This is a genomic window from Modestobacter sp. SYSU DS0904 (genome assembly GCF_054051115.1).
This window is the reverse complement of record NZ_JBJHAQ010000011.1, coordinates 43,463-60,305: the sequence shown is the minus strand read 5'-3', so window position 1 is coordinate 60,305 and position 16,843 is coordinate 43,463. Positions and strand designations below refer to the sequence as shown.

The 16,843-nt window shown below is 76.3% G+C and carries 13 protein-coding genes; 5 read left to right on the top strand and 8 right to left on the bottom strand.

Annotation, left to right across the window (positions count from 1 at the left end; genetic code table 11):
• Positions 1-44 precede the first annotated feature (44 nt).
• The 6 genes from ACI79U_RS09725 to ACI79U_RS09700 are packed head-to-tail and all read right to left on the bottom strand — an operon-like array spanning position 45 to position 8,904.
• A complete protein-coding gene (locus ACI79U_RS09725; protein WP_457069100.1) occupies positions 45-1,073 on the bottom strand; it encodes an isopenicillin N synthase family dioxygenase in 1,029 nt (342 codons plus the stop codon).
• 11 nt (positions 1,074-1,084) lie between these two features.
• Entirely contained in the window at positions 1,085-1,894 is an 810-nt protein-coding gene (locus tag ACI79U_RS09720) for a hypothetical protein (protein WP_457069102.1), read from the bottom strand.
• Positions 1,891-3,651 (bottom strand): allophanate hydrolase, encoded by a 1,761-nt coding sequence (gene atzF, locus ACI79U_RS09715; protein WP_457069104.1) that lies wholly within the window; start codon positions 3,649-3,651, stop codon positions 1,891-1,893. Before atzF ends, ACI79U_RS09720 begins: the two co-directional genes overlap by 4 nt.
• Positions 3,648-7,331, bottom strand: coding sequence for an urea carboxylase (gene uca / locus ACI79U_RS09710; RefSeq protein ID WP_457069106.1), 3,684 nt, complete (start codon positions 7,329-7,331; stop codon positions 3,648-3,650). Before uca ends, atzF begins: the two co-directional genes overlap by 4 nt.
• The gene (locus ACI79U_RS09705; RefSeq protein ID WP_457069108.1) at positions 7,328-8,020 is read right to left on the bottom strand and encodes an urea amidolyase associated protein UAAP2; all 693 of its coding nucleotides are present in this window, start codon (positions 8,018-8,020) and stop codon (positions 7,328-7,330) included. The genes uca and ACI79U_RS09705 overlap by 4 nt, the downstream gene beginning before the upstream one ends.
• Entirely contained in the window at positions 8,017-8,904 is an 888-nt protein-coding gene (locus ACI79U_RS09700; RefSeq protein WP_457069110.1) for an urea amidolyase associated protein UAAP1, read from the bottom strand. The genes ACI79U_RS09705 and ACI79U_RS09700 overlap by 4 nt, the downstream gene beginning before the upstream one ends.
• Before the next feature lie 431 nt (positions 8,905-9,335).
• On the opposite strand from ACI79U_RS09700, the gene ACI79U_RS09695 reads away from it, so the two are divergent.
• Positions 9,336-10,322: a helix-turn-helix domain-containing protein gene (locus ACI79U_RS09695; RefSeq protein WP_457069112.1), complete on the top strand. Its 987-nt coding sequence runs from the start codon at positions 9,336-9,338 to the stop codon at positions 10,320-10,322.
• 6 nt (positions 10,323-10,328) lie between these two features.
• Here ACI79U_RS09695 and ACI79U_RS09690 read toward each other — a convergent pair whose 3' ends face one another.
• On the bottom strand, positions 10,329-11,744 hold the full coding sequence (locus ACI79U_RS09690; RefSeq protein ID WP_457069114.1) for an amidase: 1,416 nt from the start codon (positions 11,742-11,744) through the stop codon (positions 10,329-10,331).
• Positions 11,745-12,012: 268 nt separating this feature from the next.
• Here ACI79U_RS09690 and ACI79U_RS09685 point away from each other — a divergent pair, with 268 nt between their 5' ends.
• The 4 genes from ACI79U_RS09685 (at position 12,013) to ACI79U_RS09670 (ending at position 16,157) form a co-directional block, all read left to right on the top strand.
• A complete protein-coding gene (locus ACI79U_RS09685) occupies positions 12,013-12,516 on the top strand; it encodes an Lrp/AsnC family transcriptional regulator (protein ID WP_457069116.1) in 504 nt (167 codons plus the stop codon).
• 107 nt (positions 12,517-12,623) lie between these two features.
• A complete protein-coding gene (locus ACI79U_RS09680) occupies positions 12,624-13,823 on the top strand; it encodes a thiamine pyrophosphate-dependent enzyme (protein WP_457069118.1) in 1,200 nt (399 codons plus the stop codon).
• Positions 13,820-14,863 (top strand): alpha-ketoacid dehydrogenase subunit beta, encoded by a 1,044-nt coding sequence (locus ACI79U_RS09675; RefSeq protein WP_457069120.1) that lies wholly within the window; start codon positions 13,820-13,822, stop codon positions 14,861-14,863. Before ACI79U_RS09680 ends, ACI79U_RS09675 begins: the two co-directional genes overlap by 4 nt.
• A gap of 1 nt (position 14,864) precedes the next feature.
• Positions 14,865-16,157 carry a dihydrolipoamide acetyltransferase family protein gene (locus ACI79U_RS09670; RefSeq protein WP_457069122.1) on the top strand — a complete coding sequence of 431 codons (1,293 nt, stop codon included), beginning with the start codon at positions 14,865-14,867 and terminating at the stop codon, positions 16,155-16,157.
• Positions 16,158-16,166: 9 nt separating this feature from the next.
• Here the strand turns inward: ACI79U_RS09670 and ACI79U_RS09665 are convergent, their stop codons facing one another.
• On the bottom strand, positions 16,167-16,769 hold the full coding sequence (locus ACI79U_RS09665) for a TetR/AcrR family transcriptional regulator (protein WP_457069124.1): 603 nt from the start codon (positions 16,767-16,769) through the stop codon (positions 16,167-16,169).
• Between the last annotated feature and the right edge of the window lie 74 nt (positions 16,770-16,843).

The following is a 16,843-nucleotide window of genomic DNA, read 5'->3' as shown; positions in this document are numbered from 1 at the left end:
GGTGCCGGGCGGTCGTGCGGCGGTGCGGCGGTGCGGTCAGGCGGTCAGACGGGCTGGCGTGCTTCCCGGCCGAAGGAGGAGAGCGGGCGGGCGCCCTCGGGGAGCGCGATCTCGCCGGCCTCCAGCCGGGCGCGCAGGTAGCGGAAGCTCTGCACGGTCTGCGCGAACAGGTGCTCCCCGGCGATCAGCGGCTCCATCGCGGGCTCGCCCTCGCGGACGAAGGCGTCCAGCGGCGCGACCGGGGTGTCGTAGTCGACGTTGAAGAACAGCGGGAAGGAGTACCGCTCCTGGGCGACCTTGCGGACCCGGTGCGTGGTGGCCACGAAGGCCCCGTTGGTCCAGGTCTCCAGCAGGTCGCCGATGTTGAGCACGAACGCGTCCTCGACGAACGGCACGTCGAGCCACTCGCCGCTGTGGTTCATCACCTGCAGCCCGGCCGTCGTGGGCCGGAGCATGGTGAAGCACTCGTAGTCGGTGTGCGCGCCGATGCCCGGGCGGTCGGTCACCGAGGCGTCGAAGGGGTAGTGGATGAGCCGCAGCTGCGACGGCGGGGTCGTGACGTGCCGGTCGAACCGGTCCGGGGCCTCCCCCAGCGCGACGGCGAAGGCCCGCAGCACCGTCCGGGACAGCGTGAAGACCGCGTCGTACCAGGCCGTCACCGCCTCCCGGAAGCCCGGCAGATCCGGCCACTGGTTGGGCCCGAGCAGCGGGTTGCCGGCCAGGTGGCGCGGGTCGTCCGCGGGCAGGTCGATCGAGAGGTCGAAGGCCTCCTTGTGGTCGGGGGTCGCGCCGGCGAAGACCTCCTCGCCGATCGGCACGTAGCCGCGGTGGTTGGTGGAGGCACCGATGTGGACGGCCATCTTCTGCTCCAGCGGCAGGGCGAAGAACGCCGTGCTGGCGGCGAGCAGCTCGTCGAACAGCGACCGGTCGATGCCGTGGCCGACCAGCTGGGCGAAGCCGACGTGCCGGGCGGCGTCGCCGAGTTCGCGGACGGCGTCGGCGTAGCCGGGGCCTCCCTCGTCGAGCAGCGCGGAGATGTCGAGCACCGGGATCTGGGTGAAGTCGTCGGGCACGGGGGGTCCTCTCAGGCGTGGGACGGGACGACGGCCCACCGGCGGCGGGCCGGCCGGCCCTGCGCGGTGACGTCCGTGGTGGTCAGGGCTGTGGTGGTCAGAGCGGTGGTGGTCAGGGCGGTGCCGCCGGCCCACTCCGGCTGCAGGCTGCAGCCGACGCGGAACGGCAGGGTCGAGCGGGTGATGCGCCAGTCGCCGTCGACGACGACGCCGAGGGAGACCTCCAGGTCGATCAGCGCCCGGGCGGTGTCCAGGTCGGTGCCGGGGCCGACCAGCTCGCGCAGCGGAGCGCCGCCCGGCAGCGGCGCCGCCCGGTCGCGGACGTGGCCGAACCGGTCGCCCAGCCGCAGCAGCAGCCCGGCCCGCCCGTCCGCGCCGCGCAGCACGAGCTCCTGCCGGGGCCCGGTGTCCGGCGGGGTGTCGGCGACCCAGCGCTCGAGGTAGTCGCGGCCGACGCCGGTCTCGACCAGGACGTCGCCGTCGAGGGCCAGCCGGCCGGCGTCGGGCAGCGGCTCGGGCGGGTGCAGGTCGACCACCCGGGTCCAGGTCCACACTTCACCCTGCTGCTGCAGCCGCCCGGCGAAGGCCTCCTGCCCGGCGAGCGCGAGCAGGTCCGCCCGGGTGAGTTCGGCCAGCGAGCGGGCGGTGACCGCGGGCAGGTCGGCCGGCCGGCGGAGGTCGCAGTACCAGCTGTCCAGCTGCAGCCAGCCGACGTCGGTGGTGGTGTCCGGCTCGGCGCCGGGGGCCCAGATGCCCGCCCGGCGCCACACCCGGCCGGCGACGTCGGACCGGCCGACCGCGACCGGCGTGCGGCCGATCATGCGCCGGCCACCACGGCCGACGCCTGCCGCTGCGCGGTGGGCCAGTCGCCGTGCTCGCTGATGTCCACGCCGTTCCGCCAGGCCTCCAGCGAGCAGCCGAACCCGACGGCGTACGACCCGTCGGCCAGCTCGACCCGGCCCAGCTGCATCGGCGCGGGCAGCGCGGCGAGGAAGTCCCCGAGCCGGTCGGTGCCGACCAGCCACAGCTCGCCGCCGATCGCCGTCCCCTCGGCGCGGCCGACCCGGGCCAGGCCGGGCTTGGCCGGCACGGTGTCCAGCCGGGCCAGCCGGTGGACCGGCGCCGTGGTGGCGGGGCCCAGCCAGCGCGCGCCGCGGTCGTCCAGCTCGCCGTCGAGCGGCTGTCCGCGCAGGTGCGCGCCGACCACGAACAGGCGCGTCGCCGGCGCTCCGGCCGGCACCGGCCACGGGAGCGTGGACGGGGCGCTCACCGCCGCCGCGCCGGGGCGGGCCACCGAGGGGGTGGGCTGCTGCACCAGCCGGGCGATGTCCAGGGCGACGGCGTCGGCGCCGGTGCGGGCCACCACCGAGACGCCGAACTCCAGCTCCTCGCCGTCGTCGTCCCGGACGGTGCCCGAGGGCACCGCGACGGCGCACAGGTCCATCAGGTTGCAGAAGTTGGTGTACGTGCCCAGCCGGGAGTTCACCGCGACCGGCTCCGCGGCCACCTCCGCCAGCGTCGGGTGCTCGGTGGTGGTGGGCAGCAGCAGCGCGTCGAAGCCGGCCAGCGCGGCCAGCCCGACCGCGGTCAGCTCCTCGAGTCGTTCCCGGTCGTGCAGCAGCCGGGTCGCGGTCACCGTGCCGGCTGCGCCGATGATGGCGCCGACGGTGGGGTCGACCTCGTCCCGGTGGGCGTCGACGAACGCCCCGACCGCCGCGTGCCGCTCGGCCACCAGGCCGCCGTCGTAGAGCAGCCGGGCGGCGTCCAGGAACGGCGTCAGGTCGATCGTCGTGACGGTCAGGCCCTGCGCGGTCAGCCGGTCGGCGGCGGCGCGGAAGGCCGCCACCCGGGCCGGCGACAGCCCCGGCAGCTCCTGCGGGACGGCGATCCGGGCGGCCGGCCGGGCGGCCAGCGGGGTGCCGGCCGGCCAGGGCCGGGCGCCGCCGGCCATCTCGGCCATCGCGGCGTCGGCGGTGTCCACGTCGCGGGCGAAGACGGTCACGCAGTCGTAGGACCGGCAGGCCGGCACGACGCCGTCGGTGGGGACGACGCCGACGGTCGGCTTGATCCCGACGACGCCCTGCAGCGCCGCCGGCACCCGGCCGGAGCCGGCGGTGTCGGTGCCGATCGCGACGTCGACCAGGCCGAGCGCGACCGCCACCGCCGAGCCGGAGCTCGACCCGCCGGAGATCCGGTCGGGCCGCCGGGCGTCCCGGACCGCGCCGTGCGGGCTGCGGGTGCCCACCAGGCCGGTGGCGAACTGGTCGAGGTTCGTGCTGCCGACCACCACGGCACCGGCCCGGCGCAGCCGGGCGACCACCGGGGCGTCCTCGGCCGCCGGCTCCGTCGCGTAGCCCGGGCAGCCGGCCGTCGTGGGCAGGCCGGCGACGTCGACGTTGTTCTTCACCCCGGCCAGCAGGCCCGCCAGCGGCAGCCGCTCCCCCGCCGCGACGCGCGCGTCCACGGCGGCGGCCTCGGCGAGCACGTCCTGCTCGGGCCGCAGGTGCACCCAGATCTCCGGCCGGTCGACCTCGGCGATCGCCCGGAAGGCGGCCCGGACCCGCGCGACGGCGGTCACGACGCGGCTCCGGCCGGGACGAGCTCCGGCGCGGTCGCCGGGACCCCGGGATCGACGACCACGAGCGGGTTGCCCGCCGCGACCTGAGCGCCGGCGCCGACCAGCACGTGGGTGACCACGCCGTCGACCGGTGCGGCCACGACGGTCTCCATCTTCATCGCCTCCAGCGCCAGCAGCGGCTGGCCGGCGGTGACCGGGTCGCCGACGGCGACGTCGACCCGCCAGACGTTGGAGACGAACGGAGCATCGACCCGCTCGGCGCCCTCGGGCAGCACCAGCTCGCCCACCGGCTCGGCCGCGACCGAGGACTCCGCCCGCCGGGCCCGGTCGAACTCACCGGCGGCGGTCCAGTCGGCGCGCTCCTGGCCGAAGGCCGCGGCCTGCCGGGCGCGGAAGGCCGCGATCGAGTCGGCGTTGCGGGCCAGAAAGGCCTCGTGCTCGGCGAGGGAGAAGGTGCCGTCGGTGATCTCCACCGAGCCCCGGCCGGCGGCGAGGTCCGCGCGCAGGTCCAGCAGCTCCTCCGAGCTGACCGGGTACCAGGAGATCCGGTCGAAGAAGCGGAGCAGCCAGGGGCTGCCCGGCTCGAACGGCGCGGTGTGCCGGTAGCGGCTCCAGACCTGGGTGGTGCGCCCGACGAACTGGTAGCCGCCGGGGCCCTCCATCCCGTAGATGCAGAGGTAGGCGCCGCCGATGCCCACCGAGTTCTCCGCCGTCCAGGTGCGGGCCGGGTTGTACTTGGTGGTGACCAGCCGGTGCCGCGGGTCCAGCGGGGTGGCCACCGGCGCGCCCAGGTAGACGTCGCCGAGGCCGAGGGTGAGGTACTCGGCGGCGAACACCGTCGCCAGCACGTCGTCGGCGTCGCCCAGGCCGTTGACCCGCCGGATGAACTCGATGTTCGACGGGCACCAGGGCGCGTCGTCCCGGACGCCGGACATGTAGCGGGAGATCGCCTCCCGGGTGGCCGGGTCGTCCCAGCTCAGCGGCAGCCGCACCGACCGGCTGGGCACCGTCAGCTCCGAGGTGGCCGGCAGGTCCCGCTCGATCTCGGCCAGCAGCCCCATCAGCCGGCGCACGGGGAGGACGTCGGGGTCGACGTGCACCTGCAGCGAGCGGATGCCCGGGGTGAGGTCGACGATCCCGGCGACCTCACCGGTCTCCTGCAGCCGGGCCAGCCGGGTGTGCAGCGCGTGCACCCGGGCCCGCAGCGCCAGGTCCAGCACGATCTCCCCGTACTCGACGAGCACGTTGTCGTCGCCGCTGCGCCGGTAGGTGACCGCCGGTGCGCCGTCCAGGGCCGGGCGGCGGGCCAGCACCCCGTCGTCGCCGTCACCGCCGGCGCTGTGCACCAGCGGGGAGGCGGCGCGCCGGGCCGGGGTGAGGTCGGCGCGGGACGGGGCGTCGGCCGCCCGCACCGGCACGAACCGGACGGTGTCGCCGGGGCGCAGCTGGCCGAGCTTCCACCGGTCCGCGGCGACCACGGTCACCGGGCAGACGAACCCGCCCAGGCTCGGCCCGTCCGGGCCCAGCAGGATCGGGGTGTCGCCGGTGAAGTCCAGCGCGCCCACCGAGTAGGCGTTGTCGTGGATGTTCGACGGGTGCAGCCCCGCCTCGCCGCCGTCGGGCCGGGCCCACTGCGGCTGCGGGCCCTCCAGCCGGACGCCGGTGCGGGCGGAGTTGAAGTGCACCGCGTACGGGCTGCCGTAGAGGGTGTCGATGTCCTCCCGGGTGAAGAACTCCGGTGCGCCGTGCGGGCCCTCGGTGACCGCGAGCTGCCACTCCGACGGCATCGCCGGGCGCAGCTCCGCCGGGACCGGCCCACCGGCGGTGGCGTCCGCCCCGGGGACGGCGCGCAGCACGTCACCGGGGGCCAGCGCGCGGCCGCCGTGGCCGCCGAACTGGCCGAGGGTGAAGGTGGCCGCGCTGCCCAGGTAGGTCGGCACGTCCAGGCCACCGGCGACGAGCACGTAGCTGCGCAGGCCGGGGCCGTCGGCGACCCCGACGTCCAGCAGCCCGCCGGCGGGGACCTCGACCGGTTCCCACAGCGGCACCGGTCGCCCGTCGACGGTCACGGTGCACGGGGCGCCGGAGACGCAGACGGTGGTGGCGTGGGTGAACCGCAGTGCGGGGCCGGTCGCGGTGCACTCCAGGCCCGGCGCGCCCTCGGGGTTGCCCAGCGCCCGGTTGCCGAGCCGGAAGGACAGGTCGTCCATCGGGCCGCTCGGCGGCACCCCGACCTGCCACAGCCCGATCCGCCCGGGGGCGTCCTGCACGGTGGTGAGCAGACCGGGGCGCTCCACGGTGATCCGCGGCCGCGGGTCGCCCACGTCGGCCAGCGTCGCGGTGCTGTGCGTCAGCGCGCGGACGTCGGCGTGGTCCGGGATCGCGGCCAGCAGTCCGAGGTTGACCTCGATGCCGTCCAGCCGGGTGCGCGCCAGGGCGGCGCCGAGGCGGTCGAACGCCTCGTCCCGGTCGGCGCCGGACACGATGACCTTCGCCAGCAGCGGGTCGTAGGAGGGCGAGACCTCGGTGCCGCTGTCGACCCAGCCGTCCACCCGGACGCCGTCGCCCTCGGGCAGCTCGACGTTGGTGAGCACCCCCGCGCTGGGCTGGAAGTCGCGGGCCGGGTCCTCGGCGTAGACCCGCGCCTCGACCGCGTGGCCCCGGACCGGGACCGCGCCGGTCGCCCGGCCGGGCGGCAGGTGGGCGTCCAGGACGCCGGTCTCCCCCTGCGCCACCCGCAGCATCCAGCCGACCAGGTCCACGCCGGTGACCGCCTCGGTCACCGGGTGCTCGACCTGCAGCCGGGCGTTGACCTCCAGGAACGAGGCCTCCTGCCGGCGGGGGTCGTAGATGAACTCGACGGTGCCCGCGGAGCGGTAGGACACCGAGGCCGCCAGCGCCCGGGAGGACTCCTGCAGCTGCTCGCGCAGTTCCTCGGGCAGCCCCAGCGCCGGCGCCTCCTCGACGACCTTCTGGTTGCGCCGCTGCAGGGAGCAGTCGCGGTCGCCCAGGGAGAGCACCCGGCCGGCGCCGTCGCCGAAGACCTGCACCTCGACGTGGCGGGCGCGGTCGACGTACCGCTCGGCGAAGACGCCGGCGGCACCGAAGCTGCGCTCGGCCTGCCGGGACACCCGGTCGTAGGCGGCCACCAGCTCCCCGGCGTCCCGGCACACCTGCATGCCGATGCCGCCACCGCCGCCGGTCGCCTTGAGGATCAGCGGGTAGCCGATCTCCTCGGCCGCGGCGACCACCGCGGCGGCGTCGGCGAGCAAGCCGGTGCCCGGGAAGACCGGCACGCCGGCCGCCTCGGCCGCGGCCCGCGCGGTGTGCTTGGTGCCGAAGACCCGCAGCTGCTCCGGCGTCGGGCCGACGAAGGCCAGCCCGGCCGCCTCGACGGCGGCGGCGAACCCGGCGTCCTCGGAGAGGAACCCGTAGCCGGGGTGGACGGCGCCGGCGCCGGTGCGGGCGGCGGCGTCCAGCACGGCCTCGGCGCGCAGGTAGCTCAGCTGCGGGGCGGCCGGGCCGATGTGCACCGCCTCGTCGGCCAGGTGCACGTGCGGTGCGGCGCGGTCGGCATCGGAGAAGACGGCGACCGTCCGCAGCCCGAGGGCGCGGGCCGAGCGCACGATGCGGACGGCGATCTCGCCGCGGTTGGCGACCAGCAGGGTGTCGAAGCTCATGCCGCACCCCCCGCGATCGGGCGGGTGACGACCATCCGCACCGGGGTCGGGTCGAACGCGTTGCACGGGTTGTTGACCTGCGGGCAGTTGGAGACCAGCACCAGGGTGTCCACCTCGGCCCGCAGCGCCAGCCGCTTGCCGGGCGCGGACAGGCCGTCGACGATGCCGAGGGCGCCGTCCGGGTCGACCGGGACGTTCATGAACCAGTTGATGTTGGAGGCCAGGTCGCGGGCGGACAGGCCGTGCCGGGCGCCCTCGGCGAGGAAGTTCTCCAGGCAGCCGTGCTGGGCGCGGGTGTGCTGGCCGTAGCGCAGGGTGTTGGACTCCTTGGAGCACGCCCCGCCGAGGGTGTCGTGCACCCCGACCTCGTCGGCCACCACGGTCATCAGCGCCAGGCCGGTGTCGGCCCGCAGCACCGACCCGGTGGTCAGGGAGATGCGGCCCTGGCGGCGGATCGTCTCCGGCGCGGAGTAGCGGACGGCGGTGTCGGCGGCGGAGTAGAGCAGGCAGTCGACGGCCTGGTTGCCGGCCAGGTCGACGATGGTCAGCACGTCCCCGGCGGCGACGACGGCCGACCACGGGGCGCGGGCCGCGACCACCTCGTCGACCACCACCTCGCCGGGCACCAGCGCGACGTCGGTGGCGGGGTCTCCCGCGGCGGGGAACCGGGTCAGGTCCTGGACGGTCACAGCACTCCCCTGGCGAGCAGATCGGCGTCGGTGTTGGCGATGGCCTGGACGTGCTCGGGGCCCAGCGGGCCGACGAGCTCCCCGGCGGCGAGCCGGTCCAGGTCGGGAGCGGCGGCCCAGGAGCGGACCTCCAGCGGCGAGCTGGTGAACTCCGGCCGCGGGTCGAGCGGGTGCGCGGTGTTGGCCAGCAGCACGATGGCGTCCACGTGCAGCAGCAGGTCGACCGACGTGCCCGGGCCGGCCGAGCCGAGCCACTCGAAGGTGCCGTCGGGGGCGACCCGCACGCCCTGGAAGAAGGAGATCGACGGCGGCAGGTCGCGGACCCCGAGGCCGTGCTTCAGCGCGCCCAGGGTGAGCAGCTCGCGCCCCGCGGGGGCCGTCGACTCGGGGGCGGCGGCGCCGTAGCGGGCCAGGTTCCCCTCCCGGGTGGACGTGCCGGCGAGCGCGTCGTGCGCGCCGGAGGTGTCGGCGACGACGGTGGCCAGCACCCGGCCGAAGCCGCTGAGCAGCGGGTGGCCCGCCGCCAGGTAGGCCTGCCACGGGACCTTGACCGTGTCGGCGACGTTGAGCCGCTCGTGCGGGGCGTCGGCGCGTAGCAGCATCAGGTGCGCGCAGGCGTCGCCGTCGCGGTCGGTGAGCCGCAGCCGGGTGCCGCGGGCCAGCACCGCCGTGGTGTAGCCACCCGGCGCGACGGTCTCGGCCCAGGTGAGGTCGCCGGTCGCGGCCGGGCCGGGCGCGGTGGCCGGCGGGACGTGCCGCATGAACTCGGTGACCTGGCCGTGCTGCGTGCGGGCGTGCGCGCGGGCCCCGGCCGTCGTGGCGGTGCCCGGTGCCCCCGCGTCGTCCGGTGCGCCCGCGGCGGGCGGGCGGATGGTGCTGGTCACGTGCGCTCCCGTGGTGGTGGGTGGCGCCCCGTCGGGGCCTTTCCTGTCGCTCGACAGTTTTCGGCCCGCCCGTTCCCCGCAGATTGCTGGCACGTTAGGAATTCGTGGCTGCGCGCAACAAACCGGGCCCCCACGTTTCGCGGGCGTGACAGGACCCGCACCACCGCCCCCGCGCGGCGAGAGGCGGCCCGACCCGGCAGCACCCCTCCGCGCCGAAGTGGCCACTTCGGCGAAGGTCCGCGCCGAAGTGGCCACTTCGGCGAAGCAAGCAGCCGTCGGCACACGCGGACGGCTCCCGTCGCCGCGCCGCTGCCGGCGGGTCGGCCGAGGCCGGGGCGGATCCGAGACGTGGATGTGACCCGCGCGACACAGGATCCGCCTACGCTCGCGTCGGCACGGCTGGGGTGAGGCGTCGGCGGTCGGGAGGAACGGTGCAGCAGGTCGCCGGCACGCGCGGCACGGTGATCCACGCCTACCTGGGTGAGTCGCCCGTGCAGTCGCGCCGCGCCTCGGACGCCGTCCTGGTGCGCGGCACCGAACCGCAGATGACGGCCCGCGCGCACTCCTGGCAGCTGGGGCGCATCCCGGCCTGCGACTTCAAGGACTGCGACGACGTGGTGGTGACGCCGCTGCCCTCCACCCGCCAGTTCCCCGGCTACTACCTCGGTGTCCTGCTCGACGGCGAGGGGACGCTCCACCAGCGCGGGCCGGACGGCGTCGAGCGCACGGTCCCGCTCGGCCCCGACCGGGTGGGCCTCTACTCGCGCAGCCGGCCGTTCCGCCTGCGGGTCCGCGGTCCGTACCACTACCTGGTGCTGGAGGTGACGCCGTCGCTGCTCGGCGTCGACCCCGGCGCGCTGCACGCGGCGACGGCGAACGACGAGCTCCCGTCCGCGCCGTCGGCGTCGCTCCTCACCGGGCTGCTCGGTCAGCTGCCCGACCAGCTCCCCCGGATGTCGGCGCACCTGCGCCTGCAGACGGCCGACGCCGTCACCTCGCTGCTGGCCGGCCACGTGAGCTCGGCGACCGCTCCGCCGGGCCCCCACGATGAGCTCCTCGAACGGGTGCTCGTGTTCATCGAGGACCGGCTCGCCGACCCCGACCTGTCCACGGACGCGATCGCCTCGGCCCACCACGTCTCGGTCCGGCACCTGCAGAAGGTGTTCAGCCGGCAGTCCCTGACCGTGGCCGGGTACGTCCGAGCGCGACGGCTGGAGCTGGTCCGCCGGGACCTCGCGGACCCGGGCCGGCGGGGAGAGCCGGTCGCCGCCATCGCGCGGCGGTGGGGCCTGGCCGACCCCAGTCACCTGAGCAAGGCCTTCCGCGCCCGGTACGGCGTCAGTCCCCGCGAGCACCGCGAGCGTGCCGTCGGCACCGGGTCCGGCGCCGACGGCACGCTCGGGAGCGACTCCGGCTGAGCGGGCTCAGCCGGCGAACGCCGGCGGGCGCCGGTCGGCCCACGGCATCGCCTGCTCCAGGTCGGCCGCGAGCCGCACCAGCACGTCCTCCCGCCACGGCCCGGCCACCAGCTGGACGCCGACCGGCATCCCGTCGGCGGACACGTGCAGCGGCAGCGAGACCGCCGGCAGGCCCGCCAGGTTCACCCAGCTGGTGAACGACACCATCCGCAGCTCGTTGAACCGCGGGCCCTCCGGGTCGGCGTTGGCCTCCTCGACCAGGAGTCCGGCCGGCACGGGCAGGGTCGCCATCGTGGGGGTGAGCAGGACGTCGAAGTCGCGCCCGAACTGGGCCGCGACCTGGCGGCTCTCCCGCTGCAGGCGGTGCGCGGCAGCCACGTAGTCGGCGGCCGACGCGCGTCGGGCGCGCTCCATCCGGTACTGCAGGTACGGCTCGGCCAGCTCCGGGCGGACGTAGGGCAGCGCGGTGACCGAGGCGTCCATGACGTGGGTCATGTAGCCGATCACCGCCTCCTCGCTGTAGCCGTGCAGGGTGGCCGGGGCGACGGAGTGCCCCAGCGCCTCGAGCACCTCCGCCGTCCGGAGGGCGCCCGCCACGCAGTCGCCGTCGACGGGGACGCCGGTCGGCGCGTCGGTCAGCAGGCCGATGCGCAGCCGTCCGGAGGGCGCACCGACCTCGTCCACGAAGGGCCGCGCCGGCCGAGGTGCGTTGTACAGGGCCAGCGGGTCGGGGTGGCTGATCGCGTCCAGCACGGCGGCGGCGTCGCGCACCGTCCGGGTCTCCGCGCCCTCGACGCCCGCGTGCTCCCAGCCGGAGACCAGCGAGGGGACCCGGCCGCGGCTGGGCTTGAGGCCCACCACGCCGCAGCTGGACGCCGGCATCCGGATCGACCCGCCGCCGTCGGACGCGTGCGCGACCGGGGCCAGCCCGGCGGCGACGGCAGCGCCGGCGCCGCCGCTGGAACCGCCGGGCGAGCGGGTGGTGTCCCACGGGTTGCGGGTGATCCCGAAGCGCCGGCTCTCGGTCACCGACATGGTCCCGGCCTCGGGCGCCGCGCTGCGGCCCATCAGCACGAACCCCGCGGCCAGCAGCTGGTCGACCACCGGCTCGCTCTCCTCGGCCGGCTCCTCCGACGTGCCGAGCGAGCCGTAGTAGCAGGGCTGCCCCTGCACCGGCGTGAGGTCCTTGACCGGGATGGGGACGCCGTGGAAGGGCCCCACCTCGCGCCCGGCGGCCAGCGCCGCGTCGGCCGCGCGCGCCGCCGCCAGGGTGGCCTCGTGGTCCAGCCAGACGATGGCGGTGAGCTCCGGGTTCAGCCGGTCGATGCGGTCGAGGTAGCCGGAGACGATCTCGACCGAGCTGGTCTCCCGGCGGCGGATGAGCTCGGCGAGCTCGGTGGCGGGCAGGAGCGGGTCGAACACGGGACCTCCAGGACGGGGAGTGGGCACGGTCGGGTCGTCGGTCACGGTGCGGACCGGGGGCAGGGTCACGGGAGCTTGCGGGCCACAGCCCACCAGCCCGGCCACCGACGTCACTGGTGGTGGCGCGCACGCCAGTCCGCCCTGCGCGCACGGTGCGGCGGCCGGCACGACCGGCACCGCTCCCGGCGTGACGGTCGACCTCGTACGGGGCCCGGCGGGGCTCCCGTCACGCCCCCACCGGAGCCGGTCCGTGGGTCACACTGCTGCCGTGACGACCCCGCCCCCGTCCCGCTCCGCGGCCGCCGGTCCGGGCCTCGACGACGTCGACCGGCGGATCGTCGCGGCCCTGCGGGCGGACGCCCGGCTGTCGGTGCGGGCGCTGGCCGAGCAGGTGCACGCCTCGCGGGCCGCGGTGCACGCCCGGGTGCAGCGGCTGGAGCGCGACGGGGTGCTCACCGGCTGGTCGGCCCGGGTGGACCCCGCGCGGCTGGGGCTGACGGTCACCGCGTTCGTCAACCTGCGCATCGCCCAGCACGCCTGGAAGGAGGTCCGGGAACGGATCGGCGCCGTCCCCGAGGTCTGGCACGCGGCCCTGGTGTCCGGCGACCACGACCTGGTGCTGCTGGTCCGCACCACCGACGCCGGGGCGCTGCGCGACCTGGTGCTCAACACCCTGCAGGCGATCCCCGGGGTGCGCGGCACCGAGACCGTGCTGGTCCTCGACGAACTGGGTGACCCGCTGGCCGGACAACCGGCCCGCTCCGGCCCCTGACGCCGACCGTCCGTCCGGCCGGGGGCCGGTGCGGTGCCCGGCGGGGATCCACCCGTCCGGGACCTGGTGGCGGCGCTGGACGGGTGATCACGCCGGGAGCAGGCTCTGTGACACAGGTCTCACTGATCGCGGAGGTCGTCATGGCCGCTCCCCCGGTGCACCACCCGCACGACCACCTGCACGACCACCCGCACGATGTCGCCGCGCAGCTCGCCGGGCCGGCGGGCTGGGACCTGCTGCCCACGGCCGAGCCGCTCCAGCTGGTCGGACCCGACGGCGACCAGGTCGGCTCGGAGCTCGACCTGCCCGCCGACGACGTGCTGCTCGGCCTGCACCGCCGGATGGTGCTCGGCCGGCGGTTCGACGCCCAGGCCACCGCCCTCACCCGGCAGGGGCGGCTGGCGGTCTACCCGTCCTCCCGGGGCCAGGAGGCCTGCCAGGTCGCCGCGGCCACCGTGCTGCGGCCGCGGGACTGGCTCTTCCCCACCTACCGGGACTCCGTCGCCGTCGTCACCCGGGGGGTCGACCCGCTGGAGGCCCTGGTGATCTTCCGCGGCGACTGGCACTGCGGCTACGACCCCCACGCCCACCGGACAGCCCCGCAGTGCACGCCGCTGGCGACCAACACCCTGCACGCCGTGGGGCTGGCGCACGCCGCGCGGCTGCAGGGCCAGGACACCGTCGCCCTGGTGCTGCTCGGGGACGGCGCCACCAGCGAGGGCGACACCGCCGAGGCGCTCAACTGCGCCGGGGTGTGGCGCGCCCCGGTGGTCTTCCTGGTGCAGAACAACGGCTACGCCATCAGCGTGCCGCTGGCCAAGCAGACCGCGGCGCCCTCGCTGGCGCACCGGGGCGCCGGGCACGGGGTCCCCGGCGTCCTCGTGGACGGCAACGACGCGGCGGCGGTGCACGCGGTGCTCACCGCCGCGGTCGCCCGGGCCGCCGCCGGTGGCGGCCCCACGCTGGTCGAGGCGCGCACCTACCGGATGGAGGCGCACACCAACGCCGACGACGCCACCCGCTACCGCAGCGAGGAGGAGGTGTCCGCCTGGCGCGACCGTGACCCCGTCGACCGGCTCGAGCACCTCCTCACCGCCCGCGGACTGCTGGACGGGACCGCGACCGCGGCCCTGGCCGCCGAGGCCGAGCAGCTGGCGGCGCGGGTCCGTGACGGGATGGGCCGGGACCCCGACCTCGATCCGCTCACGCTGTTCGACCACGTCTACGCCGAGCCCACCGCCCACCTGCTCGCCCAGCGGCGCGAGCTGGCCGAGGAGCTCGCGGCGCCGGACGGGGAGGTCCGGTGACCGCCACCCTGCCCGGGCCGGTCGAGGCGCCGGCCGCCACCCCGGTGACGATGGCCGGCGCGCTGAACCGGGCGCTGGCCGACGCGCTGGCCGCCGACGACCGGGTCGTCGTCTTCGGTGAGGACGTCGGCACGCTCGGCGGCGTCTTCCGGATCACCGACGGCCTGGCCGCCCGCTTCGGCGAGCGGCGGGTGTTCGACACGCCGCTGGCGGAGAGCGCGATCGTCGGCACCGCGATCGGCATGGCGATGCAGGGCCTGCGGCCGGTGGTCGAGATGCAGTTCGACGCGTTCGCCTACCCGGCCTTCGAGCAGGTCACCAGTCACCTGGCCAAGCTGCGCAACCGCACCCGCGGGCGGCTGGGTGTGCCGGTGGTGATCCGGGTGCCCTACGGCGGCGGGATCGGCGGCGTGGAGCACCACTCCGACTCGTCCGAGGCCTACTACACCCACACGTCCGGCCTGCGGGTGCTCACCCCGGGCACCCCGGGTGACGCCTACGACCTGCTGCGCGCCGCGATCGACTGCCCCGACCCGGTGCTCTTCCTCGAGCCCAAGCGCCGCTACTGGAGCCGGGAGACGACCGCGCTGGGCGCCGACCCGCTGCCGGTCGACCGGGCGGCCGTCCGCCGCGCCGGTGCCGACGTCACGCTGATCGCCTACGGCGGGATGCTGGCCACCGCCCTGGAGGCGGCCGAGGCCGCCACCGAGGAGGGCTGGGACGTCGAGGTGGTCGACCTGCGGTCGCTGTCGCCCTTCGACGACGAGACGGTCACCGGCTCGGTCCGGCGCACCGGGCGCGCGGTCGTCGTGCACGAGGCGCAGGGGTTCGGCGGCTACGGCGCGGAGGTCGCCGCCCGGGTCACCGAGCAGTGCTTCCACCACCTGGCCGCGCCGGTGCTCCGGGTCACCGGCCGCGACATCCCGTACCCGCCACCCAAGCTGGAGGAGCACCACCTGCCGAACGTCGACCGCATCCTCGACGCGATCGCCCGGCTGCAGTGGGACGACGAGGTCGTCCCGCCGAGAGCGGGGCACTGACATGCCGGTCTTCCTGCTGCCCGACCTGGGCGAGGGGCTCACCGAGGCGGCGATCGTGACCTGGCTGGTCGAGGAGGGCGACACGGTCGCCGTCGACCAGCCGGTGGTGGAGGTCGAGACGGCGAAGGCCGCGGTGGAGGTGCCGGTGCCCTTGGCCGGCGTGGTCACCCGGCGGCACGGCGACCCCGGGGCGACCCTCGCCGTCGGGGCCCCGCTGCTGGAGGTGCAGCCGACCGGGTTCAGCGAACCCGGGGTGACCACCCCCGCGCCGGACGCCGAGGAGGGCTCGGGCAGCGTCCTCATCGGCTACGGCACGTCGTCCACCCCGCCCCGGCGCGGCGGCCGGCGGCGCGGTCGCCGTCCGGCGCCGGAGCGCCCGGCAGCTCCCGCCTCCCCCACGACCGTCGCCGTCATCTCCCCCATCGTCCGGCGGCTCGCCCGGACCGGCGGGCTGGACCTGGGCGAGCTGACCGGCAGCGGGTTCGGCGGCACGATCACCCGGCGCGACGTGGAGGCCGCGCTGGACGCCCACCCCGCGCCGCCGGCACCGCCCCCACCGGCGCCGCCGGCTCCGGCGCCGCAGACCGCGTCCGGGGTGCGGCGGGTGCCGCTGACCGGCGTGTTGAAGGCCACCGCGGACAAGCTGAGCCGCTCCCGCCGGGAGATCCCCGAGGCGACGGTGTGGGTGGACGTCGACGCCACCGACCTGCTGGCCGCCCGGGCGAGCCTGACCGCGGCGGCGCCGGACCGGCCGGTGGGGCTGCTGGCGTTGCTGGCCCGGTTCACCGTGCTGGGCCTGCGCCGGTTCCCGGAGCTCAACGCCCGGATCGAGGAGACCGACGCCGGGGGCCAGGAGCTGGTGCTCCCCGACGCCGTCCACCTCGGGTTCGCCGCGCAGACCGACCGCGGGCTGGTCGTGCCGGTGGTCCGGGACGCGCACCGGCTCACCACCCGGGAGCTGTCCGCGGCGCTGGCCGAGCGCACCGCCCGGGCCCGGGAGGGCCGCCTCGCGCCGGCGGAGCTGACCGGCGGCACCGTCACCGTGAACAACCACGGCGTCTTCGGGCTCGACGGCGCGGCCGCGATCATCAACCACCCGGAGGTCGCGATCCTGGGCATCGGCCGGATCATCCCCCGGCCGTGGGTGGTCGACGGGCAGCTCGCCGTCCGGTCGGTCGCCCAGCTCGGCCTCGCCTTCGACCACCGGGCCTGTGACGGCGCCACGGCCGGCGGCTTCCTGCGGTTCGTGGCCGACTGCGTGGAGTCGCCGGTCCGGGCGCTCGGCGACCTCTGAGCCCGCCGTTCAGCGGGTGCGCAGTCCCTCGAAGGCGATCGTGACCACCGCGTCGGCCAGGGCATCGGCGGTCAGCTCCCCGCCGGGGCGGTACCACTCGGTGAGCGAGTTGACGGTGCCGAACAGCAGCCGGCCGGTGACCGCGGGGTCGACGTCCGGCCGGACGTCCCCCTCCGCCACCGCCGTGCGCACCAGCCCGGTGACCACCCGGTCGAACGCGCGGCGCCGGTCCAGCGCCGCGCGCTCGACGTCGGTGTTGCCCCGCACCCGCAGCAGCAGGGTGACGAACGGCAGCTGCTCGGTGAGCACCCGCACCGAGCCGCGGACGACGTGCTCGAGCCGGTCGATCGCGGCCCCGCGGGTCGCGCCGGGCTCGCGGGTGACCGTGAACAGCCCGTCCAGCGCCCGGTCCAGGGCCAGCCGCAGCAGTTCGACCTTGCTCGGCACGTGGTGGTAGATCGCGGACTTGGTGACGCCCAGCCGGCCGGCCAGCTCGTCCATGGTCGTCGCGTCGTAGCCCCGCTCGATGAAGACGGCGACCGCCACCGCCAGCAGCGAGTCCAGCGAGTGCCCGGGGCGACCGCGGCGCGCCGGTGCGGGCACCGTCGTCATCACCGGCCTCCGTCTGCTGCTTGTGTCCCCGGTCACGTCGGGAGCAGACTATTACCGACGGCCCGGTCAGTAAA

Bases quoted from the DNA above. Each gene is read 5' to 3' on its own strand.
- uca (WP_457069106.1), bottom strand. From the start codon at position 7,331: ATGAGCTTCGACACCCTGCTGGTCGCCAACCGCGGCGAGATCGCCGTC.
- ACI79U_RS09665 (WP_457069124.1), bottom strand. From the start codon at position 16,769: ATGACGACGGTGCCCGCACCGGCGCGCCGCGGTCGCCCCGGGCACTCG.
- ACI79U_RS09720 (WP_457069102.1), bottom strand. From the start codon at position 1,894: ATGATCGGCCGCACGCCGGTCGCGGTCGGCCGGTCCGACGTCGCCGGC.
- ACI79U_RS09670 (WP_457069122.1), top strand. From the start codon at position 14,865: ATGCCGGTCTTCCTGCTGCCCGACCTGGGCGAGGGGCTCACCGAGGCG.